General features: G+C 43.9%; 15 protein-coding genes. 10 read left to right on the top strand and 5 right to left on the bottom strand.

Features of this window, described 5'->3' with window-relative positions; translation table 11 throughout:
• Positions 1–208: 208 nt before the first annotated feature.
• Together BV902_RS20915 and BV902_RS27465 are read right to left on the bottom strand one after the other, a co-directional pair.
• The gene (locus BV902_RS20915; RefSeq protein WP_075993604.1) at positions 209–940 is read right to left on the bottom strand and encodes a PRC-barrel domain-containing protein; all 732 of its coding nucleotides are present in this window, start codon (positions 938–940) and stop codon (positions 209–211) included.
• Positions 941–985: 45 nt separating this feature from the next.
• Complete coding sequence (locus BV902_RS27465) at positions 986–1168, bottom strand: hypothetical protein (protein WP_157626159.1); 183 nt, start codon at positions 1166–1168, stop codon at positions 986–988.
• A gap of 214 nt (positions 1169–1382) precedes the next feature.
• Between BV902_RS27465 and BV902_RS20905 the strand changes: the two genes are divergently transcribed.
• From BV902_RS20905 to BV902_RS20875, 8 genes are all read left to right on the top strand, one after another.
• Positions 1383–5285 (top strand): hybrid sensor histidine kinase/response regulator transcription factor, encoded by a 3903-nt coding sequence (locus tag BV902_RS20905; RefSeq protein WP_075993602.1) that lies wholly within the window; start codon positions 1383–1385, stop codon positions 5283–5285.
• Positions 5286–5434: 149 nt separating this feature from the next.
• Entirely contained in the window at positions 5435–8011 is a 2577-nt protein-coding gene (locus BV902_RS20900; protein ID WP_075993601.1) for a hypothetical protein, read from the top strand.
• Between the two features lie 199 nt (positions 8012–8210).
• On the top strand, positions 8211–9281 hold the full coding sequence (locus BV902_RS27820) for a TonB-dependent receptor plug domain-containing protein (RefSeq protein ID WP_216640386.1): 1071 nt from the start codon (positions 8211–8213) through the stop codon (positions 9279–9281).
• Positions 9227–11194: a SusC/RagA family TonB-linked outer membrane protein gene (locus BV902_RS20895; protein ID WP_216640385.1), complete on the top strand. Its 1968-nt coding sequence runs from the start codon at positions 9227–9229 to the stop codon at positions 11192–11194. The genes BV902_RS27820 and BV902_RS20895 overlap by 55 nt, the downstream gene beginning before the upstream one ends.
• 32 nt (positions 11195–11226) lie before the next feature.
• Positions 11227–12792: a RagB/SusD family nutrient uptake outer membrane protein gene (locus BV902_RS20890; protein ID WP_075994907.1), complete on the top strand. Its 1566-nt coding sequence runs from the start codon at positions 11227–11229 to the stop codon at positions 12790–12792.
• Positions 12793–12905: 113 nt separating this feature from the next.
• A complete protein-coding gene (locus tag BV902_RS20885) occupies positions 12906–13958 on the top strand; it encodes a DUF5111 domain-containing protein (RefSeq protein WP_075993600.1) in 1053 nt (350 codons plus the stop codon).
• Positions 13959–13994: 36 nt separating this feature from the next.
• Entirely contained in the window at positions 13995–15017 is a 1023-nt protein-coding gene (locus BV902_RS20880; protein WP_075993599.1) for a glycoside hydrolase family 53 protein, read from the top strand.
• Between the two features lie 113 nt (positions 15018–15130).
• Positions 15131–17563 (top strand): glycoside hydrolase family 2 TIM barrel-domain containing protein, encoded by a 2433-nt coding sequence (locus BV902_RS20875; RefSeq protein ID WP_216640384.1) that lies wholly within the window; start codon positions 15131–15133, stop codon positions 17561–17563.
• A 98-nt stretch (positions 17564–17661) separates the two neighbouring features.
• Here BV902_RS20875 and BV902_RS20870 read toward each other — a convergent pair whose 3' ends face one another.
• The 3 genes from BV902_RS20870 to BV902_RS20860 all read right to left on the bottom strand — a co-directional run bounded on the left by BV902_RS20870 (position 17662) and on the right by BV902_RS20860 (position 19939).
• Positions 17662–18327 (bottom strand): hypothetical protein, encoded by a 666-nt coding sequence (locus tag BV902_RS20870; RefSeq protein WP_083663702.1) that lies wholly within the window; start codon positions 18325–18327, stop codon positions 17662–17664.
• Between the two features lie 52 nt (positions 18328–18379).
• Positions 18380–19189 (bottom strand): metallophosphoesterase family protein, encoded by an 810-nt coding sequence (locus tag BV902_RS20865; protein WP_075993597.1) that lies wholly within the window; start codon positions 19187–19189, stop codon positions 18380–18382.
• A 159-nt stretch (positions 19190–19348) separates the two neighbouring features.
• Positions 19349–19939 carry an RNA polymerase sigma factor gene (locus BV902_RS20860; RefSeq protein WP_075993596.1) on the bottom strand — a complete coding sequence of 197 codons (591 nt, stop codon included), beginning with the start codon at positions 19937–19939 and terminating at the stop codon, positions 19349–19351.
• Positions 19940–20213: 274 nt separating this feature from the next.
• Between BV902_RS20860 and BV902_RS20855 the strand changes: the two genes are divergently transcribed.
• Together BV902_RS20855 and BV902_RS20850 are read left to right on the top strand one after the other, a co-directional pair.
• Entirely contained in the window at positions 20214–21233 is a 1020-nt protein-coding gene (locus BV902_RS20855; protein WP_075993595.1) for a FecR family protein, read from the top strand.
• Positions 21234–21281: 48 nt separating this feature from the next.
• Entirely contained in the window at positions 21282–24902 is a 3621-nt protein-coding gene (locus BV902_RS20850; protein WP_083663700.1) for a SusC/RagA family TonB-linked outer membrane protein, read from the top strand.
• Positions 24903–24905: the final 3 nt, after the last annotated feature.

The raw sequence follows: 24905 nt of genomic DNA, 5'->3' as shown, positions 1-24905 counted from the left end.
CTCCAAATCCTGCAATTTTAATGCAGTTTATATGACGTTAAAGGGATTTCAGTAGTTATTTTGTGAGATAGGTTATAAAATACTGGCGGTTTGGGTATTTTAACGAGTCAATTCAGGAAATACGGTCCGATAAAACAGCTATAAATAAACATTAGGTATAGATAAGTGCTGTTATCTATACCTGATGTAATAGTTATACCTGATTGTCCTATAGTTCACTGTTATTGTCAAGCGTACCCGGCTCATGTCCAGCACCTTGCTCATATCGGGCAGCCACTCTACGGGTGCGCTGCCTCTGATCTGTAGGAAGACTTTCGGTCTTTTTCCCGCCGCTGTAGAACGTATCTTCACTAAAGTGATAATGATCATAGAATTCAGTCGGGTGATAGCTGATGTCGCTCACGACAAAACCGACGTCGCCGGTACCTTCAAACACATGACGGACGGATAGCTCAGTTTGCGGATCAACTTCATCTGGTCGGTAAGCAGGTAAGCGGATTAACTGATCTTCACTGACAGCTATGACCACAACTTCGCCATCATCGGCGGGATTATACAGATAATCCGTTGCGGGTTCCTCTGTTGGGATTTCGTCTATAGTTAGGATCACGCTATGGTCGATCGGTTCGACAGGCGGAGTGGCGTAAGCTTCCTCATTGCTGGCCTGAATCTGTGTGCCATCGTAAAGCGACGCCAGTCCAATGGGGGCCAATACTTTCTTATCTTCGTCAATAACAAATTCCGCGTCATGGAGATCGATTATAATGTAACGGACCTGTTGGCTTTCAGGGTCAAAGAGCAGATCATCCACCTTGCCGAGCAGTTGACCGGCCTCATTCTTTACTTTCCAGCCCCGGATATCAGGTTCGCCATCGACAATTTCGTAATCGCTTCCACCGAGTTCAATTAAATGATTATATTTTTTTTCTTCTAATGCCATGTCTTCAATTTTTTTTGGTGATCAATTCTTATATGCAACGGAGGTCTAAAGGGTATCTCTTTGCGGCGCTGTTGTGTTAATGCTTGTATCGGGAGTGGGTTTATCTACCCTTGCGTCACTGTTGTAACGGTTTATAAAATACAGGACCAAGCCCAGCGCGATAAGTGAAAGCAGCAGCCATAGCCACCAGGGGGCTCCGTTTCTCGGTTTTACTTCTAAATGTGCCATATATACTTTTTTAAAAAGAACAACCGCTATAGGGCTTCGTTTGAAAAATTTTGTATTGGGCAGGATTGCCGGGTAAAAAATATCAGCTGGAAAACGGTAGAAAAGTAAGAATTGCACATCGGCGTAAAGGACGCTATTTTCGCTTGGTACAATTGATTGGATAAGCAGTATTCCATTTGAAATAATTAAGTTTGTGGTATAGCGCTTATAAAAAATGCAATCTCTTTATTTCTATTGGTTATTTGTCTGTTCCTTCGTGGGTACGGCTGTTCTCGGGCAATCGCTGGATTATCCCTCTTTTCGCAATATTTCCTTGGGAACGAATGCAAATACAGTCCACTCTTTTGCGCAGGATAGCTTGGGGATGCTTTGGCTCGGAAGTAACAATGGGTTATTTAATTATGATGGCTATGCGCTACAGCCGCTCACGGGGACCAAATCTCCTTTTCAGACTTTCGTTTACTGCATTGCGTTGATCGATAATAAACATTTCGCATTGGGGACAGGGCAGGGAGTGCTGCTCTATAACTATCAGTTCGACCGATTTGAATCTTTTCCGACAGGGGGACCTGGAGATGTCAGGTCTTTGCTCCTTGTTGGCGACACCTTGTGGATAGGTTCAATAAGTGGTTTGTATTGCTATAATACCAAGACACGTAAACTTATCGATTATCAGAATTCATTTCCAAAGAACAAATCAAAAACCGCCGTGTATGCACTGGAAAAGGTGGGCGATAGAATCTTAATCGGTACGTATAATGGACTTTTTGAATTAAATCCATCAAAAAAAGATATTGTGCCTCTACCGCTCGCAGATTATAGGCCGGGGAGTAATCAATTTGTGAATTCTATATTTTCTATTCCGGAATCGGCGAGTACCTATGTGGGAACTGAATATGGCCTGTATCGCTATAATACGAAGAACCATACACTTCAGAAAACTCCGGTATTACAAAATCATCCCATCAAAGCGATGGCTTCCAAAGATTCCAACACCTTGCTTGTCGGTACGGATGATGGTCTTTTTACGTATCAGCTGGATCAGCAGTTGGTCAAACGGATCAAACATGATTCCCGGAATAGAAACTCGCTGGCCAATAACATCGTTTGGAGTATCTTTAAGGATCGGTCGGAAAATATCTGGCTGGGTACAGACCTGGGATTTTCCTTATGGTCCAACCGCAAGGTGGAAAAAATACTGCCGATCTATCAATTAACAGCGAGCAGCGACGGCAACCGTTTTTATAAAATTAACAAGGATCGCAATGGCTGGTATTGGCTGGGAGGCGATAATGGTTTGATCCGTGTACGTGGGCTGGACGACAAGAATACGGAAAGTAGCTGGTACCGTATGGATGCCAAGACCTATCGTCTGGCACACAACCGTATCCGGGATATATTTGAGGATCATACGGGATTGGTGTGGATAGCCTCCGACGGTGGCGTCAATGTGTTTGATGCACATACGAAACAGTTTAAAACCTTTACAATTGTCGATGCCAGTGGAAGACGAAATGCGAAATGGTCGTACGACATCTTGCAAGATGGACAGGATAATCTCTGGGTGGCCTCCTATATGGGGGGAATATTTGTCGTCAACCGAAGCCGTTTATTGGAGTCGAAGGGCCCGGTCATAGCAAGCCGTAATTTCAGTAAAGCTGACGGTCTTCTGGAAGATTTTGCCAATCAGATCGTTGACAATGGAAAGGGGAAGATCTTAGCGCTGTTCTATAATAAGGGGATCAGTAGCATTGATGTGGGCACAGGGAAAATAACGGAGCTTAAAGACAGCGCTGGGCATGCATTGGATCAGGCGACCTTTATGCTGAAGGATGGGCAGCATACGGTGTGGGTAGGGGAACATGGCGAATTGAGGCGTATTGCTCCGGACGGGAAAAATACATTGGTTCGTTTTGATCCTGTTGGTAAGGGAGAAGTAACTGCCATGGCCGAGGTCAAAGAAAGCATCTGGCTGGCAACGAGTACTGGGGTATGGCAGGTTAATAAGCAGAGTTTAAAAACGGAATTGTTAAGATACGGACAAAGGATATCCTCGATGTACTACGATGCCGAGCGGGAACAGGTGGTGCTGGGCGGAATTGATGAGGTGGTCCTGTTGCCCGCGCAAAATGAGCTAGCGGATCTGGATGGTTCCAAAAAGATTGTGCTCACCGCAATGTATGTCAATAATGAACGTTTCGGTAATTACGACTATGGCTTACGGTATAAAAACGAGATCACTTTGGCGCATGATCAGAATAACCTTCGGCTTGAATTTTCCGATTTGGATTATGGAAATCATTTGGGCTATCGCCTAGCTTATGCTTTTAAAGGAAAAAATGAAACCTGGATTCCGATGGAACGGGGTGATAACAAAGTGCTCCTGTCCAACTTAAGTTCGGGTAACTACGACCTTCAGTTGGCTAAAGTGGATGTCGCTGGTCATGTTGTGTCGGAGATTTATACCTACCATATTCAGATCCGTTATCCATGGTATGCAAGCTATTGGGCCAAAACTGCTTACGCCCTCATTGTTATTTTCCTGCTATTTTGGGTCGTCAATTTTTTCAGGGTTCGCAGTACGCTAAAATGGGAAAGGCGCGAACGGAGGAAGGTACTTGAGCTCACAAAGATGAAAATGGACTTCCTGACAGCTGTGTCGCATGAGCTGAAAACCCCGCTAAGTCTGATTTTGGCTCCTGTCAGCCAAATGATGCGGCAGACAAAAAACAGTGACAAAAAGAAACAGTTGGACGGTGTTCATCGAAATGCCTTAAAAATAAGCCATCTCATTCAGGAATTGATGACTTTTGATCAGGTCGAGCAGCAGCAGACGCCCTTGCAGGGCTTGCTTACCTCTCAGGTGGATCTGGTCGCTTATAGCAGGCAAATTATCACTGACTGGCAGCAGGTTCCCGAGTACAGTACCGTCCATATTGACTGTGTTGCCGATGTAGAGAGCTTTTTTATACAGACCGATGTAGCCAAATTGGGGTCGATTCTCAACAACCTCATTGCTAATGCCTGTAAGTATAATCGTCCGGAGGGTGGCGTGGAACTGCGGCTGAAAGTAATTGGTCCGGATGTCAAGCTTATCGTTCGGGATACGGGATTTGGTATAGCACCTGAAGACCTACCTTATGTCTTCAGCAAATTCTATCGTTCTTCCCTGAAAGAAGTGAGTGCTGTACAGGGCACGGGCGTTGGTCTGTACCTGGTCAAAAGTTATTGTGAGCAGTTGGGCTGGAGCGTTGATATAGCGAGCGATCAAAAGGGCACAGCCGTAACGCTTAGTTGGAAACATGACCATGTAAACGATAAGGATGCGACCGATAGCATATCAGTAGGGGCTAAACGAAAGCTACTGATCGTCGAAGATAATGCCGAACTCGCTGATTTTTTACGAAATGCCATGCAGTCGCATTACGATTGCTGCATTGTGAGTGATGGTAGCGAGGGCTTACGCTTGATCGACGGACATAGTTTTGTGCCCGACATTATTCTCACGGATGCCATGATGCCCAATATGGGGGGAATTGAAATGGTGAAAAAACTACGACAAAATATCGTGACGGCAACTATTCCGATCATTTTGCTGACAGCACAAGACGATGAGCTGATCAGACGCGAGTGGGTTGCCGTCGGCATAGATGCTTATATGGCGAAACCTTTTGATCTGGACTTGCTCCAGATACAGCTATTGCAGCTCTTGGATAGGAAAGATAAGATTGTAGCTCAGTTGCGTATCGACGAAATCAGTAAACCCACAAAAGCAATAGCTGTACATTCACCGGATGAAAAATTCCTGACCAATGTGACGCAGCTGATCGAAGAAAATTTGGACGATTCGGAATTTTCGGTACAGCGGCTCAGTGAGCTCACGGATGTCGCCGCCAGACAACTCCATCGTAAAATTAAGCAACTAACAGGCTATACACCGGTGGAGTATATACGCAGCATTCGTATCAAAAAAGCAGCGCTGTTATTACAGCAAAAAAAGTTTACCGTTTCCGAGGTGATGTATATGGTCGGATTCTCCAATGCTTCTTATTTTTCAAAATGCTTTCAATCGGAATTTGGGATGTCACCAAAGGTGTATATGGAAGGTTATTTGTAAATAATTGATTGTTAGTGTTGTTTGTTGTGTTGGGTGCTGAAAGATGTCCAATTTGTGTTGTTCTTTGTCCGATATGTGGCCTTAAAAAATAATCACGTTTGATAGGTTTGTAAGAGTAATAACCAAAAAATTATAAATCGATACAATCCATGCGTGTAATTATTTTATGCTGCTTTGCTCTTTTGGGCTATGTCAATTCTTACGCTCAATCGAAGGCTTTTAAAAAGATCCCTACAGTTTTTGTCGACCGTGAAGGTGTCATGCGCTGGTCCGACTCCAAAGCTGAAGCTTCATTTTATGGCGTCAATTATACCGTTCCTTTTGCCCATGCCTTTCGGGCTTTGCACGATAAAGGCTTCGATCGAAAGCAGGCTATTGATCGCGACGTTTACCACTTCGCCCGTTTGGGATATAATGCTTATCGTATCCATATTTGGGATGTAGAAATCTCCGATAAAAATGGTAACCTGATCAACAATGAACACCTTGATCTATTGGACTATCTGTTTTTTAAACTTCAGGAAAGAGGAATTAGGATCCTGATTACGGGAATGACCAATTTTGGTAATGGTTATCCAGAGAGAAATATAAATACAGATGCATTTACGTATCATTATGATAAGTGTGCGGTTCATGCTAATCCACAGGCGATAGCTGCTCAGGAAAAATATATTATCCAGTTACTTCATCATGTCAACCCGTATACCGGAAATTCTTATCAGACGGATCCTTATATCATTGGCTTTGAAATAAATAACGAACCTTGTCATACAGGTGCCATTCAGACAACGTCGGATTATATCGGTCGAATGGTGAAGGCCATGAAGAAAAGTGGTAACAAAAAACCGATTTTCTACAATGTAAGTCATAATATGGAACATGTTAAGGCTTATTTTGATGCTGATATCCAAGGGACAACCTATCAATGGTATCCTGTGGGACTGGTTGCTGGACGGGAACGTCAGGGGAATTTTCTTCCTTACATTGATCAGTACGACATCCCTTTTTCAAACTTGAAAGGCTTCGCCAACAAAGCGAAAGCAGTTTACGAATATGATCCTGCTGATAATCTCTACAGCTACATGCATCCCGCAATGAGCCGCACATTTCGTTCGGCGGGATTTCAGTGGATCACTCAGTTTGCTTACGATCCGATGGATATTGCAGCCTACAATACCGAATATCAGACACATTATCTCAATTTGGCTTATACCCCGGCAAAAGCACTGAGTACCATGATTGCTGCGGAGGTGGCTTATACGATACCGAGAAATAAAAAGTTTGAACAGTATCCTCAAGACACCCTATTTGGCGATTTTAGCGTCAGTTATGAGCAGGATCTCTCCGTGATGAATGCGCAGGATAAGTATTTTTACACCAATAATACGACAGTAAGGCCTTTAAATCCAACGAAATTGCAACATATTGCCGGTCATGGTTCATCACCTGTGGTGGAATACGGTGGATCTGGTGCTTATTTTTTAGATCGTCTGGAAGATGGTCTATGGCGTTTGGAGGTTATGCCGGATGCAGAAAAAATCGCTGATCCTTTTGCCAAGCCATCGCTCGATCGGGAGGTGGTACATATCCTGTATCGGTCACAGATGATCGATATTCGGATACCTGATCTAGGCGACCTGTTTACCGTCCGGTCAATGGTAGGGAAAAATGACACCGATGAAGCTATTTCAGTCGCTAAAACAAGTTTCAGTGTTAAGCCTGGAGTATATCTGTTAAAGCGTAAGAATATCCAGCTGAAAAATAGCTGGCTAGCTTCCTCGCCCTGGAAAAATGGCTATTTGGGCGAATATTACGCGCCAAAAACTGAAGCGCTGAAGCAGCCTTTATTGATACACCAGCAGCCCGAAATATTGGAAAAAGGGCGCTCTACCAAATTGCAGTTCCGTTATGTTTTTGAAAAACAGCCCGATTCCATTATTCTACAAACGGATCAGGTTTCGTTTTGGAAAGATCATAATCCCTACATCAAGTTGATCTCCAAAGATAACTGTACCTATGAAGCGGATGTCCCGGCATCTTTATTAGTGGGCAATGAATTGAAATATACAGCTACTGTGTTTGTGGATGGTGAAAAAATTACCTATCCTGATAATCAGACTGGAGCCCCGCTGGATTGGAATTATCGTGTCAATAGTTATTGGACGGTGGGTTTAAATGAGCAGCGTGCGCCTATAGGGCTTTTTGAGTCCTTGTCCAAAGTCTCTTCTTTGGAAACTTTCGCTATTCCAGAAACGGCTTACATGACTGCGCAACGGGAGCATCATGATCTCAGTAAAGTTCCTTTTTGGACCTATACTTTTCATGCCAAGGATTCTGGGGTACAGTATTTTTGGGTAAAAGATATCAAATCGACAATTGCTGAACGGCCTGCGGGTATCGCTGCTGCCACCAAGCTCTGTATACTCTTGAAACATGAAGGCGGGAATCCGCTACTGAATGCTGGGTTTGTGACAAAAAAAGGGTATACCTATGTGGATAATATAGCTATTGGGGCATCAGGCGAAACAGTGGTCCGTATGGATCTAGCCAACTTAAAGCTCGTGCCTACGGCTTTGCTACCTGCTCCTTACCCTGTATTTCTTGAGCGGTTTTTTAAGCCCACGGTTCCGGTTCAATTTGACAAAAGAGATATCGAAAAACTAATCGTTTCAGGCGAAAAGATGGAGGGGGTGGCACTATCTATAGCTGCGATATGGCTCGAATAGCGATACAGCTGTATAATTCCACGGTTCATTAGGCCATGGATAATAAACCGTCAGGCTATAAGGATCAAGGTTTGGAGCAGGATGACGACCTGAAAAAACGGCGGCGTTTTTTAGGGGAATGCTTAATAAAGCGATAAGGAATACAAAAAATATAATAAAGGGAAAGAAAACAATTATAAACACATCTAAATTTTAAACAATGAAGGGTTTTGCATTTAAAACAAGTTTATTGGGCTTGTCCTTGCTATCCTGTCTTGGGGAAACGCAGCTTTATGCTGCAACGAAAGGGGAAAGCAAGTGGATCAGGTCGATGCAACAACAGGATGTCCGTGGGGTGGTCCGCAACGAGCATGGGCAGGTGATGGCAGGTGTAACAGTATTGGTGGCCGGAACTACGGTGGGCACTTCAACAGCGAGTGATGGCTCGTACCGTATCTCATTGCCTAAGGGTAAATCCCAGCTTCTATTCTCTGTTGTAGGCTACAGTAGCCAAACCTTGACGGTGGTAGGGGGAACATCCGTGGATGTCAGCATGGTGCCTGCGGGAAATGTGCTGGAAGAGCTCGTCATCGTAGGTTATGGTAGTACAACAAAAAAGGATCTAACCGGTGCCGTAAATACGGTCGGAAGCAAGGATTTTAACAGTGGACTTGTCGGCTCTCCCGAACAGCTGATCAATGGAAAAACAGCTGGTGTGCAGGTGATGTCCAACAGCGGTTCTCCTTCTTCCGGGAGTACGATACGTATCCGTGGGGGAGCCTCCTTGAGTGCCAGCAACGATCCATTGATCGTATTGGACGGTGTACCGCTAGAGACTGGTGGTATTAGCGGCAATAGTGGCAATTTTCTCAGTCTGATCAACCCGAATGATATCGAAAGCATGACAGTGCTCAAAGATGCATCATCGACAGCAATATATGGATCCCGAGCGTCAAACGGGGTATTATTGATAACAACAAAGAAGGGTAAAGGAGATGCTTTACGGCTTTCTTTCTCTTCAATCGTGTCCATGCAGCAGGCTATGGGAGTGGCTGATATGATGTCGCGCGATGAATTTGCCTCGCTCATCAATACCAAAGGGAGCACTGCCCAAAAGGCGTTATTGGGCAATGCCTCAACAGATTGGCTGTCTGAGGTTTTTCAGGATGCTATCGGGACGGATAATAACTTAAGTCTACAGGGAAAGATCGGCAAAACCTTGCTTTTCGTACATCAGTGGGCTATTATAATCAGCAAGGGACTTTGCGGACCGACAAAACGGAGCGCGTGACGGGCGCTTTGGTGTTAAATCCCACTTTTTTTAATAAACACCTGACCGTAAATTTAAATGTTAAAGGTGCCCATAACAACAACGGTTTTGCCAATACCGATGCGATATGGTCTGCTGTAGCATTTAATCCTACGCAACCGATTTATTCTGGGGCAGATGCTTATGGTGGCTATTACGAGAGTTTGGATAATGCCGGTCTTCCGGCAACAGGTGCAAACCTCAATCCACTTGGATTGCTCAAGCAGGAAAAACACCGTAGTACAGTCAATAGAGCCGTGGGTAACCTTGACCTCGATTATAAATTCCATCTGCTACCTGAATTGAAAGCGCACGTAACACTCGGATATGACTATGCCAAAGGAAATGGATCGAATCTTATTCCGGCAAGTGCAGCCAATAATTTTACGATTGGAGGCGCTTTTGACCGTTATGAACAGACGCTTAAAAATAAATTGTTTACAGGCTATCTAAACTACAACAAGTTCTTCCCGGAAATTAAAAGTACAATTGACGTGACAGCAGGTCACGATTATCAATATTGGAGTGCCCGACGGCCACCTATAGTATACTATAACGAAGCTGGTGATATACGCTCGACTGCTATTGCATCTGACGAACGACATACGCTGATTTCCTGGTACGGACGGATCAACTACAATTACGATAGCCGTTATTTATTGACCGCTACGGTCCGTAAGGATGGAACTTCCCGATTCAGCCCCGAAAATCGTTGGGGAACATTTCCCTCAGTCGCCTTGGCCTGGCGTCTTTCGCAGGAGTCTTTCATGAAAGGAATCTCTTTCCTGGACGATCTAAAGCTCCGTGCGAGTTACGGCGTTACAGGTCAGCAGGAAGGGATCGGAAATTACGAATATTTGCCGGTATACAATTTGGGAACAGCCTATGCACAGTATCGTTTCGGCGATCAGTACCATCTGGTGTATAGACCATCGGTTTACAATCGGGACTTACGCTGGGAAACGACCAAAGCATTTAACTACGGCCTGGATTTCGCTTTCTGGAAAAACAGGCTGTCTGGTGCAATTGACTATTACACAAGAAAAACGCATGATCTATTGGCCAATGTGCCTGTAGCCGCAGGAACCAATTTTGACCAGAACGCGACTATCAACGTAGGTAATGTCGAAAGTAGTGGCTTCGAATTTCAACTGAATACCGTACCCATACAAAAGGATAATTTGCGCTGGGAAGTCAATTTCAATGCGACTAATCAGCATACAAAAGTGACCAATATAGCTCTGGTGCAGGATGCGAATGCCATAGGAACTTATGTGGGACCGAATGTCAGTGGCCGTGGTATACAGATTCTGACAACGGGGTATCAGCCTTACATGTTTTATGTCTACAAACAGTTGTACAATGAGGCTGGCAAGCCGCTCGAAGGTGTATATGCGGATCTGAATGGTGATGGAGCGATCAACGAAAAGGACTTGTACCGCTATCAATCGCCCGCGGCAAAATGGCTCTTTGGTTTCAATACGCAGTTAACTTACAAAAAATGGACAGCAGCAACGACACTACGCGCAAATTTGGGTAACTACGTATTCAATAATACCAAAATGAATCTTAGTGCTTGGGAAACAGTTCAATATGTGGATGCGTCGATCAACAACTTACATCGGGATTACTTGAATACCCAATTCCAGACCAGACAGTATTATTCGGATTATTACGTCGAAAATGCTTCCTTCCTTCGGATGGAAAACCTGTCGGTGAACTATAATTTTGGTCAGGTGGGTAAGATCTCCAATCTACGTGTGGGTGCGGTAGCTCAGAATGTTTTTATTGTGAGCAAATATAGCGGCATGGACCCTGAGGTTCCGAGTGGCTTCGACAGTTCGTTCTACCCACGCTCAAGAACTTTCTCCTTGAGTCTCAATATGGATTTTTAATGGCTCCCTCAAAAAAGAAAACTTATATAGCGATGAAAAATATAAAAAGATATTGTTTTGGATTGTTGAGTATAATCGCATTGCTACAATCCTGTACAAAAGACTTAAACCAGTATCCCACTGTAGAAACTACTTCGGAGTCGGTATACACCTCTGTGGATGGTTACCGGGCAGTACTTGCTAAATTGTATGCCTCATTTGCCGTTGCGGGCAATGGACGTGGTGATGCCGATCCGGATATGGCGGGCAGCACGGCCTCTTGGGGTTACCTTCGGGTTTACTTTAACTTGCAGGAGGTACCGACTGATGAAGTGATCTATACTTGGGCCGGAGGCGACAATATGACCGATATCCAGTATATGACCTGGGGAGCTTCCGATACCTGGGTCAATGCCATGTATTATCGGATCTATTATACGGTAGCCATCTGTAATGAATTTCTACGGAATGCAACAACAGAGAAGCTGGCGACTTTTAGTTCGGCCGAACAGACACAAATTTTGGAGTTTGCAGCCGAAGCGCGTTTTCTGCGTGCATTGGCCTATAGTCATGCCATGGACCTTTATGGGAACGTTCCTTTTGTGACTGAAAAGGACCCGGTTGCTGCATTTTTTCCACCACGGATGACAAGAGCTGATCTCTTTGCATTTATTGAAAAAGAATTGACTGAGATCGAGACGATCTTACCGGAAGCACGTCAAAATGAGTATGGCCGGGTAAGCCGTGCTGCCGCCTGGTCCCTATTGGCCAAAAATTATCTGAATGCACAGGTCTATACGGGTACAGCACGAAATGCGGAATGTCTGAATTATGCTAAAAAAGTGATTGATGCTGGATATTCCTTAAATGCGAACTATAAGCAGGTATTTAATGCTGATAATGATAAACGGACCAATGAAATTATTTTCCCGATAGAGGCCGATGTAGCGCATACAACGACATGGGGTGCGACAACGTATCTTGTCAACGGCCCTATTGTTGGAAGCATGAAATCATCGGATTACGGTGTGCTTTCCGGCTGGAATAGTTTTCGTACACTTCGCGAATTTGTGGCACTCTTTCAGGTGGAAGACAAAAGAGGTGATTTTTGGAAAAACGGCCAGTCCCTAGATGTCGAAGACCCCGCTGCCTCGAGCCAGGGATATGGGCTTGTTAAGTTTACAAATTTGAAAGATGATGGCAGCTATACCACAGATGAAGGTTTGGTAAGTACTGATTTCCCGATGATCCGCTTGGCCGACGTGTATCTAATGTATGCTGAGGCCGTACTGCGCGGTGGCGGAGGAAGTATACAGGAAGCGATCAGGTTGGTAAACAGTATCCGTCAGCGGGGGTATGGTAGTTCGGCCGGAGCCATTGACCAGGCGCAGCTAACACTGGATTTTATCCTAGCAGAACGCGGGCGTGAACTTTTTTGGGAGTGTACGCGTCGCACAGACCTGATTCGATTTGGGAAATTTACCGGTAGCGATTACCTCTGGCAATGGAAAGGCGGTGACATGAACGGCCGCTCTGTGGATGCAAAATTCAATCTGTATCCGATTCCAACCACTGATATGAGTGCTAACCCGAATTTGATCCAAAATCCTGGCTACTAGCGGCGACTGGTATTAATAACTAAATCTATGGGGATATACTGTTATCTGAAAGCACACCTGCTGCGGAGAGTATCCAGGTATTCCCAGATGGACTTTTAAAGATAATGATACATATGAAACAATTGACACTCTATATCCTGGTGTTGCTTTTCGTTGCCTGTAAAAAGGAGGGGGGGACACCGGCTGTCAGTGGGATAAAACCTGCGGTATTGTACAGCAGTACAACAGAACTGGTCTTAAAATCTACTGATCGCAAGGCCGTGGCCCTGCAGCTTGTCTGGGATGAGGCGATTTTGGCCAGCGATGAACCAATGGCGCAGTCGGCTTTAAAAAATAAAATAGAAATTGCTGCTGATCCATCTTTTTCTGCTGTCACCAAAAGTATCGAGCAGGTAGCAAGCTCGTTCAGCTATACGCATGAACAATTGAATAACCTTGTCACGGGAATGGGATTTTTGCCCGATGAAAAGAACGTGTTTTATGTCCGTATTGCTTCGCGATTGGGAACCAATACAGATTGGCTCTACAGCAATGTGATCGCCCTGACTGTGACCGCTTACCAGCCCCTTGAGGATGCTGCCTATCTCTATCTATCGAATAAAGAGTTTACGCAATTTCCATGGAAACTGTGTTCGAGAAAGGAAGATGGTTTTTACGATGGTTTTGTGCGTCTCGACCAATGGTACAACTTCTATTTAACCAATGCGGAAAGTGCGAGTGCATCGCTCATCTATGGTTCTTATCCCCTAGATGGTAGCCAATATATCTTGTATAGCGGAGCTGATCGCTGGAATTGCTGGACGAGTAAAGGTGGATACTTATACTTGACAGCCGATGTCAATAAGTTGGCCTGGAAAGAAACCTCCGTAGAATCCATGACGGTAACGGGCGATTTTAATGGTTGGAGTGCAACAGCAACACCAATGGTATATGACCAGACGACGAAGGTTTGGAAAGCAACCATCACGACAACGGCAGCCGAACAATGGGGAATTAAGGTATTGATCAATGGCAGCTGGACTTGGTTTTTTGGCGCAGCAGAGGGCGATGGAAACTGTGCTTTGTATACGGCCGATGGAACTGGCTTCGCTTATAATAAGATCGGTACACATACCTTGATTCTTGATCTAAGCGATCCAAAACAATTTAAATATCATGTGGAATAATATAGATAGGGACGGGGTCTTAAATGAAATAATCGGATGAAAAAAATAAAAATAATGTTGGCCCTGATAAGCTTGTGTTTGGGCTTATCTGGCTGCAACGACAAAGATAATCTTCAGGTGGATGTACCTAAAACACATTTGGCAAAAGGTGCGGACGTGAGCTGGATTACTGAAATGGAAGCCTCAGGTGTGCAATTTTTTAATGCAGGGGGCAGCGCAGTGGATGGGCTGAAAATCTTGCGTGGACTGGGCATGGATGCGGTACGATTGCGTGTTTGGGTAGATCCCCAACAAGGCTGGTGCAACAAGAATGACGTACTGGTGAAAGCTCGTCGGGCGCATCATCTGGGCATGCGTATTATGGTGGATTTTCATTACAGTGACACCTGGGCGGATCCGGGACAGCAGACAAAGCCTGCAGCTTGGAAGAGTTTATCGTTTGATGGTTTAAAGAAGGCTGTTAGTGATCATACAACGGAGGTTCTTCAATTGCTAAAAGATAGCGGTATCTCACCTGAATGGGTGCAGGTCGGTAATGAAACGGGCAATGGGATGCTTTGGGAAGATGGAAAAGCCTCTGTCAGTATGGCTAATTATGCCACATTGAATAATGCCGGCTATGATGCGGTAAAAGCGGTGTTTCCGGAAGCAAAAGTGATCGTACATCTGCATAATGGATTTGACAATGACTTGTTTCGTTGGATGTTCGACGGTCTGAAAAACAACGGTGGGAAATGGGATGTAATTGGCATGTCACTTTATCCGACCCCAGAAAACTGGGAAGAGCGCAATGCGGCCTGCATCAGTAACATCAAAGATATGGTTGCTCGATACAATTCAGAAGTGATGATCTGCGAGGTGGGGATGAGCTGGGATGAAGCAGATAGTGCTGAAATATGGTTAAAGGATCTTTTCAACGCGGTCAATAGTGTGCCCGATCAGAAAGTACTGGGTATATTCTATTGGGAGCCTTTGGCGTATGGTGGCTGGAATGGTTATACCCTGGGTGCATTTGACAATAATGGGCGCCCAACAAAAGCATTGAATGCTTTTAAATAAGGTATATTTAAGCCGCTGAAGGACAATGAAAAAATTGAACTGTATACTATAAACACATGATTTGATGATGAGATTACTGCGTACGACTTACTTTTTGTTTCTTTTATTCTTACTTGTTCCGGGCAATTCGCACGGACAGTCTGCACGCCAATCCTTCTTGTTGGAGAAAAACTGGCGTTTTTTTTCAGGGTGAGGTTGTTCATGGGGAATCAGCAGCATTGGATGATAAGGCCTGGAAAAAAGTCACGGTACCGCATGATTGGGCTATTTTCGGGCCCTTTGACCGGTCACACGATCTGCAGGATGTTGCAGTGACACAAAATGGAGAAAAAAAGGCAACAGTAAAAACGGGCCGTACTGGCGGTTTGCCTTATGTGGGGGTGGGTTGGTATCGTACCAACTTTGATATTCCACAATTCAATCCCGTCAATAAACGCGTGGTCCTGAAATTTGATGGTGCAATGAGCGAAGCCCGGGTCTATGTCAATGGAAAGGAAGCTTGCTTTTGGCCCTATGGTTATAATGCTTTTCATTGTGATGTGACCGAATTTCTACATCAGGACGGGATGGATAATACGGTTGCTGTGCGGTTGGAAAATAAAGCACAGTCATCACGCTGGTATCCCGGTGCAGGACTTTATCGCAATGTGCATGTAATCGTGACGGAGAAGATCCATGTACCTGTTTGGGGGACGTATATCACGACGCCTTTTGTGTCGGACAGTCTAGCCTCAGTTAAGCTTGAAACCAGTTTGAAGAATGCTGATGGCAAGTTGGTACGAATGGTAACTGCGATTTTGGATGCGGCGGGACAGGTGGTTGCGCAGAAGGAAAACCAACAAAAACTAAATTATGGCAAGCCTTTCGTGCAAAATCTTGAAGTGATAAACCCTGCTCTCTGGAGCCCCGAACATCCAAATCTGTATCGGGCCTCCACGCAAGTATTTGTAGACGGTAAATTGACAGACAGTTTTGAAACCCGTTTTGGGATTCGGGAGGTACGTATTATTGCCGACCGGGGATTTATGTTAAATGGAAAGATCCGAAAGTTTCAGGGGGTATGTAATCATCACGATCTTGGACCATTGGGGGCTGCAATCAATGTTTCGGCTCTTCGTTATCAATTGGAATTACTCAAAGATATGGGCTGCGATGCCATTCGTACGGCACATAATATGCCAGCTCCGGAATTGGTTGCCCTATGTGACGAATTGGGCTTTATGCTGATGATTGAACCTTTTGACGAATGGGATATTGCGAAATGTAAAAATGGATATCATCGATTTTTTGCGGATTGGGCCGAACGGGATATGGTCAACATGATCCATCATTTTAGAAATAACCCATCTGTCGTGATGTGGAGCATTGGAAATGAAGTGCCCACACAATGCAGTGCTGAAGGCTATAAAGTAGCTTCGTTTTTACAGGATATATGCCATCGTGAGGATCCGTCCCGACCAGTGACCTGCGGTATGGATCAGGTAAGCTGTGTGCTGGAAAATGGTTTTGCTAGTCTGTTGGATGTTCCGGGATTAAACTATCGTGCGCACCGTTACGAAGAGGCGTATGCCAAATTACCCCAAAATCTAGTGTTGGGTTCGGAAACGGCATCAACAGTGAGCTCGAGGGGCGTTTATAAATTTCCGGTGCTAAAAAAAGGTGATATGTTGTATTCCGATCATCAGTCGTCTTCTTACGATATGGAATATTGCTCTTGGTCCAACCTTCCGGATGAGGATTTTGCCCTGGCGGAAGATCATCATTGGACCATGGGGCAATTTGTCTGGACAGGCTTTGATTATCTTGGCGAACCTTCCCCTTATGATACCGATGCCTGGCCCAACCATAGTTCTATGTTCGGTATTATTGATCTGGCGAGCATTCCCAAAGACCGTTATTATCTGTACCGAAGTTTATGGAATAGAAATGAGCATACCCTGCATATACTTCCACATTGGACATGGCCTGAGCGAGTGGGAAAAGAGACCCCTGTCTTCGTGTACACAGATTATCCAAGTGCCGAACTTTTTATCAATGGGAAAAGTCAGGGAATACAGCGCAAGAGTAAGGCTTCTTTACAGGAGCGTTACCGCCTCATGTGGATGAATACGGTATACGAACCCGGAGAAGTCAAAGTCGTAGCTTACGATGAATCTGGAAAACCAGCGGCCGAAAAAATAATCCTTACGGCGGGAAAACCCTTCAGGATTGAAATGGATGCAGTTCATGATTCCATTTCTGCTGATGGCCGTGCATTAGCCTACATCCGTGTCAAAGCAGTGGACAAAGCGGGGAACCTCTGCCCACGGGCCGCAGAACTGATCCAATTTGACGTAGTTGGCGATGGTACATTTAAAGCCTTGGCTAACGGTGATCCAACCAATCTGGAGGCTTTTCATAAACCGCAGATGCATTTATTCAATGGACAGCTTACCTTGATTGTTCAGGCAGGCGAAAAATCGGGAAAGATTCAGATCAAGGCGAAATGCAAAGGTTTAAAAGAGGGGGTATTAACTGTACAGACCGTAAATTCTAAAACGTTTTGACCGTAGCTTTTGTTTAAATGATACCTTAAGTAAGTTAGTGAGTTGATTGTATTTTAACAGAAAGGCTAGATCGATATCGATCTAGCCTTTTTTGCGCATTATTTTCGCCTAATCTGTAGCTTGACACCTAGGGCGAGTCCAATATACTCATCAAATTTAAGATACTTGTTCTGTACGCCGCTAACGAGGTAAAGATCGCTGGTATGAAGATCATAATAGAATTTTATGCCTTCAAAATAAGAACTGTTGGATTTGATTTTATAGCTGAAGTCCTGTCCTAAAAAGATATTTATGCGTAGCCTGGTCGAAAACCGATAATAGCTATTCGGGTATTTGTCAGGTTCTTTATACCAAAATTGTTTACCCAAGGTCGTATTGAGATAAGCGCCGGTACGCAAGGGATGATAAGTAAACTGTTTATTGAGTTTAATTTTCCACGGTGTATACGATTGACGCAGCGTTAAGGTAAGTTTAGCCCGGTCTGTATCATATTTCGGTACATAGCCAAGCAGGAAATCTGTCGACCACTGCTTGCGTCGGCCATAATCCCAGCCTGTTCCGGCAGAAAGCAGTCCTATGGATCCTGCGTATTGAAGCATATAACTTGAGGGAACAAGGCTAAAGGCGGCTTTTTTTAGTTCTTTAGTGCTCATGTTTCCCGTTTTGATGCTGTCCGTTGTGATGTTATTCTCCTGGAGGGTGTCCGTTTTGTTGCCAGCCAAGCTTGTTCGTGGGAGATATTGGTGTTCGGAAGCCTGAGCCATATTGTGAACTGAAAAGAAAAGGGTAACAAGCGCGAAAGATCGTATTTTTGATTTAGTAAGAGACAAGTTCATGGGTATAGTGGTCCTTAGTGATTGTAAAAATTAGAAATTGACGTTTACCGATATTGGGAGTACCGTAATAGATGATACCATCCTTAAAAATATCTTCTTTTTGATAGATATGATCGTGGCCATTGGTACAATAAAGGAGATTGGGGAATTGTTTTATACTGTATTGGAAGACCGAAGCTACATTGTTGTTGAACTGATCGGATGTGGGTCTGGCATGCATGACGACAACTGTTTGTTCAAAACGTGTAGTATCTTTTTGGCGCTCTTGCTCAATAAATGAAAAGTCGGGAACGGGATTGGAGTAATCTGATTCCAGCGCATTGGTATTTAAACATAAGAATTTTGTTTTACCTGCAATAAAACTATAATTGGCTGTGCCAAACACTTGTTCGAAGATCTCTTCGCCATTGGCGAGACAATCGTGATTCCCCAAAAGGGCGACATAGGGCTGTTTCAGCTTTTCCAAAATATCACGCTGCCACAAAAATTCCTTGGTAAGTCCAAAATCGCTAATATCGCCGCCGTGTACAATAAAATCGATGTCATTTCTTTTATTGACTATTTTTACAAAATCGTCAAGTTCATCGTGCCAGCGCTGTGAATCACTGATAAAAGCGTAGCGGATGGTATCCCGATTAGCATAATCATGTTCGATTTTGACGATATTATCTGCATTAATATGTTTCCTTCCATCGATTTTTCCTGAATAAGGGTGGATGTCAAACATGTTGCAACTGTTGGTAAGAAAAGAGAGAGAAGCTAGTGCGATGAATTTATAGCGCTTTTTCATTTGAATTCTTTTATTGACTTTTTGAATTCAAAAGTAAGTTTTAATAAACGAAAGCACAGTTTTTACCTTTTATTATTACCCTGAAATGATATTAATGGACGCTATAAGGGGATTGCTGGGTATCTGGTTAGATCAACAGATTGAAAGGGATTATTTTCGCTACGAGTGCAAAAATTTGATCATGTAGAGCAGGACGAGGAGATGCTGCTTTGGAATACCCATGATATCTTTCAGCGCTTCCATGGCACGATTATTTAGTTTGTATAAGCTTTTGACAGATATGTTGGTCAGTACACTGATTTCTTCATAACTCAGTTCTTCGAAATACCGAAGAAAAATAACCTCTTTTTGTTTGCCAGTTAGCTGTTCTAATGCTTGAATTAGCTTTAAAGCTGTAGTTTGTTGTTCTTCAGCAGCGATATAAGTGGATTCGACATCAAAGGTGAGCTGGAAATCATCTTTTTCACCAAATGAAGATAGTTTGCCGTCTCGCAATTGGGTATTCAGTAGGCTATTTTTTAAAGCGACAAGCAAATAATGCTTCGGATTGGAAATACTTCGTAGCTTGCTGCGGTTTTCCCAAAACTTGATAAATACATCCTGAATGGAGTCTCTGACATAATCCTCGTCTTTTACCCGACGCATACCATATTCATATAGACTGGGTAATAACGCACGATAGATCTGCTCGAAAGCTTGTTTGTCGCCCTCAATGAATTCATTCCAGTACCGATCTATGGTGTTGTTCATCTTCGAATTTATACCATTAAATGAAATAGATCATTTGCTTCTCCAAAAATAGTAAAGATTTAATAACAATAATGAAACCCTTATTTTAAATAATAGCAGTAGTACATTATTACATCTCACTGGTTCAAAAATAGGCTTTTGAACATTAATTTGCGTGCTAAATTATGAAATTGGTAAGTATTGAAATCGTCTTTTGATTTTTTTTAAAAAAAAATCAAAATCCATGGGATAAAATTTAATGTCCATTTGTCTTGTATTTAACAAAGGCTTAATAATGGAGAAATATACGAGTTACAGTACGCAGGATTTCTTAGATGATCTGGATTTTGTCCGCTTTGCCAAATATCCGGATCGGGATGATTTCGGGAATTGGAAAGTATGGCGTGCCACAAATCCAGAAAATGCTGCTGCATATGATGAAGCGCTCGTTTATCTTCGTGCTTTGTATGGCATTTCGCGCATAAAACCTAGCCAGTTATTTGCGGAGAATCTCTTTCGCGATATTGAACGGGGCATAGCCGGAAACAGAAAGAAACGAAAAAATCAGATTATCCGTTTGTGGGCCGCAACTATTGCTGCAGCTGCGGTAGCGCTTTTTGTAACTGCAGCTTGGTATTACCAATCCATGATTGTGATACAGACCGGAAGCGGTGTCTTACAAACAGTGGTATTGCCTGATAGCAGTACTGTACATTTAAATGCGAATTCTTCTGTTGCTTATCGTCGTGCTTGGAAATGGTTGTCCAAACGCGAAGTATATACAACCGGCGAGGCGCTATTAGAAGTCAAACATCTCAACAAAGATACGACAGACATTCAGGCAGGGGAGCGCTTTATGGCCTACACCGGCGACATCACCGTGGAGGTGCTGGGGACAAAGTTTAACCTTAAAAATAGGGACAATAAAGTGATTGTATCGTTATTGGAAGGACGCATCGCACTACGCAACCGCAAACATAGCGGCGAAACCAAAATACTCGTACCAGGAGATGTCGTTGTCGACGGTAGCCAGGGATTCCGCAATCTGAGCGCTAACAGAAAAGCAGCACAGGAATCGGTTTCATGGACGCGGAAGAGCTTGACAGGCGAAAACTTAATGGTGGCTGATCTAATCAATGAATTTCGCTATGTATACGGTAAAGAAATCATTTTAAGCGATACGACGCTTTTGAACCGAAAAATCGACGGTCGCATATCCCTCAATTCCCAAGAAAGCATTATTTATTCGATTGCGAATATATTACAAGCGAATATCCGGATGGAAAAAGATACCATTTACCTCGATCCAAAATAAGAAAAACACGATCAATCTATACTAAATAAACATCTAACCTAACAAAAAATGAAAATCACAGAAAACAGGTGGCAACCGATACGGTGCTTGTTGATGGTCCCGGTCACTTCGCTACTATTTACTGCTGGTCAACAGGCACTCGGCCAACAAAAATTATCCCTTGCGCAAGCGATCAAACAGATCGAACAGCGCTTCAATGCCAATTTGAGCTACGAGCATAACCTGTTGAATGGAAAAACTGTAGACCCCGAAATGCTGAAAGGAAATCGTCTGGAAGAAGTTCTTAAAAAAGTACTTTACCCCAACCAGTTGGTATTTCTTTATGTAGATGACAGGTCTTATTCAATTGTTCGTCGCGCTACGGAGGATCGCGAAGCCAGCCCTGTAAAGTATGGGGCCGATAATGAATTGATGGACCGGGTCGCTGGAACCGTGCTTTCCACAGGAGGTAAACCTATACCGTTAGCGAGTGTATGGGTAAAAGACACGCGGAAAGGTGCAAAAAGTGATGAAAACGGCCGCTTTCTGATTTACGATATCAAACCAACGGATATTATTATGATCACGGCTGTAGGTTATGAAAGCACGGCCTTAACAGCAGGAAATCGTAACCAGATTACATTTACCATGGAGGAAAAAAATCACATGCTGGAGGAGGCGGTGATTTCTACAGGTTATCAAAAGATTTCAAAAGAAAGGGCAACGGGTTCGGTTTCACTGATCACGGCCAAAGAATTGGAAAAAATTCCCTCTGCCAATCTGATTCAACGCTTGGAAGGTCAGGTTCCTGGTGTACAGGTTTCAATTGGAACAGGCGATCGTACCTTTACCTATAATAACAATCAGTTGGGTATTTACTCAAGCACAAGAACGATCGGCCAAAATGATTATGGACTGACTGTTCGCGGAGTCGGTTCAATTGATAGCGAAACTGAAAAATCACCTTTGATCGTTATCGACGGTGCTATTTCCAGTATTGATTTGGCAATGCTCAATCCGAATGATGTAGACAATATAACCGTCTTGAAAGATGCTGCAGCAGCATCAATCTATGGCGTTCGTGCCGCCAATGGGGTTATCGTGGTGACAACGAAAAAAGGGTCAGTCACAGGTGTACCAAGGATCAACTTTTCCATGAATACCACTTTTTCGGGGAAACCCGATTTAGGTTATCTGCGTACAATGAACAGCGCACAGATGATCGATTATCAAGAGGAACTGGTGGCTAAGAATATTCTGAATGGTAATAATATTGCAACCAATCTATACAGTTATAGTACCTATTATCCAGGCGAGGTTGCGGCGGCGGCGATTCGATTGAAAAATGGGCAGATGACGCAGGCTGCTTATGATGCATTGGTGAATCCACTAAAATCCATCGATAATCGGTCGCAGATTCAACAGTACTTATTGCGACCCATGAACAGTCAGCAATACAATTTGTCGATTAGTAACGGAACAGAAAATAACAACTATTTTTATTCAGCATCTTATGCGAATGAAAACCCGTATACCAAAGGAGAAAATGGGAAAAGGTTGACTTTAAGTCTAAACAACAATTGGAAGTTATTTAAGATTGCGACCCTGTCAACAAGTATCCGGGGGACTTTCTTCCGCAATAAACAAAATGGAATCGGTCTTTCTCAGATTTACGATACGGGCGGGTCTACACTGTTATCTTATCAATTACTGGCAGACGAGAACGGCAATGGCATTGCCTACGATCGGCTGACACCGGGATTTACCGATGTCCTTGGGCCGGCCTATAAGGACTGGCGGTACAATTATCTCCAGGAATTGGAGCAGATGGATCGCATGCTCAAAAACAATAATTATTCGGCTGTGATCAACTTATCTGTACCCATCTATAAAGGACTGAAGGGATCGGTGATGTATTCCAATGAGCGATCTTTCGGCAACAACCGAATTTACAATGGCGAGGATTCTTACGCCAACCGATCACTGTTGAATCGCTTTACACCCCTCGGAGCGTCGACAAATAGTATTGGTATCAACAAAGGCGGTATCTATAATATCATCAATACCGATGTCAACAATTATACCGTTAGGGGACAGTTGAGCTACGATGCTTTAATTGGGCGGAAACACGATATCTCAGCAATAGCAGGATCGGAGATCAGGCAGACGGAAACAGGGCAAGGTAATATCACCTATTACGGCTATAATATGCAGACGGGATTTAATACCGCGGTAAGCTATTTGCCTAACGCCTATCCAAGCATACAGGGGTTCAATGAAAGCCTTTCCGGAGCACCGCAGCAAGCGGATCGGACGCGTCGCTTCCTTTCTTATTTTTCGAATGCTGCCTATACCTATGATGGTCGCTTTACATTTTCCGGTAGCGTCCGTTACGATGACTATAACAACTTTGGTCTCGACCGGAGCTTTCGTGCAACGCCTTTATGGTCGAGCGGATTTAAATGGAATGTGCGAAAAGAATCTTTTATGAACAACCTGCATTGGCTGAATCAATTGGGCTTTAGGGCAACCTATGGTGTGAATGGCAACATCACACAAGATGTGCGTCCCTTTACCTACATTTCGCTCGATGACGCTTCACGTAACCCAACAGCGCAGCCAGCGGCAAGTATCATCGCTATTGCCAATCCGCAGTTGCGCTGGGAGAAAACTTATGTGACCAATCTGGGACTGGATTTTGGTTTATTGGACAATCGCTTAAACGGTACATTGGATTATTATGTGAAAAAAGGACGTGATCTACTGTATGGTTTTCCCATCGCGGCACCATATGTAGGTACGATAAACGCTGGCTCGCTCAAACGGAATACGGCAACCATGAGTGGACGTGGGATTGACCTTGGGTTGAATGGCGTTTTGTTACGTAGTGCAGACTGGCAATGGGACATGACAGCCAATTTCTCCTACAATACCAATAAAATAACCGATAACCGTTTTGATCCGGCAGATATCTCAACATTTACCTACTCGTATACACCTATCGGTATTAGCTACCTGAAGGGATACCCGAGCGATAAACTCTTTGCATTTCGCCATGCTGGGCTGGATGCCAGCGGATTGACACAGATCTACAATAAAGAGGGGGAAGTCGTTTCTGTTAAGCAGACCTTAACAAGTGTGGATGATCTCAAATATATGGGCCGTACGGTAGCACCGTATTTTGGGAGTCTTAAAACGAATCTGCGTTATAAACAATGGTCGTTCTATGCCTTGATGACTTATCAGTTTGGAAATGTATTTATGAAACCGAGTATCGAGTCGTACATGACGCCGAGTCGTGGTTTTACCCTGCCTAAATTTGATTTAAGTGCCGATATTGCCAATCGCTGGCGACAGGCAGGAGATGAGGCTACCACGAACATACCTGCAGTAACAGCCGATATTTATGGGCAGTATAGTTTGTACCGCTACACCTATTCGGATATCAATGTACTCAAAGGTGACTATATCCGTCTGCGGGAAGTTTCGCTAAGCTATGCTTTGCCCAAAGATTTCTTAAAAAGGATGAAAATCGAGCAGGTGAGTCTGACGGGGTCCGTACGTAATCTGGGATTGATCTGGACAGCAAATAAGGAAGGGATTGACCCGGATTTTGCCAATTATGTGGGCAATACGACCAACCTGCGTCCAGTTCCTTCGTACAACTTTTCCATCAATGTTAACTTCTAATCG

The organism is Sphingobacterium sp. B29 (assembly GCF_001952815.1).
GTDB lineage: Bacteria > Bacteroidota > Bacteroidia > Sphingobacteriales > Sphingobacteriaceae > Sphingobacterium > Sphingobacterium siyangense.
This window is presented reverse-complemented; position numbering and strand designations above follow the sequence as displayed.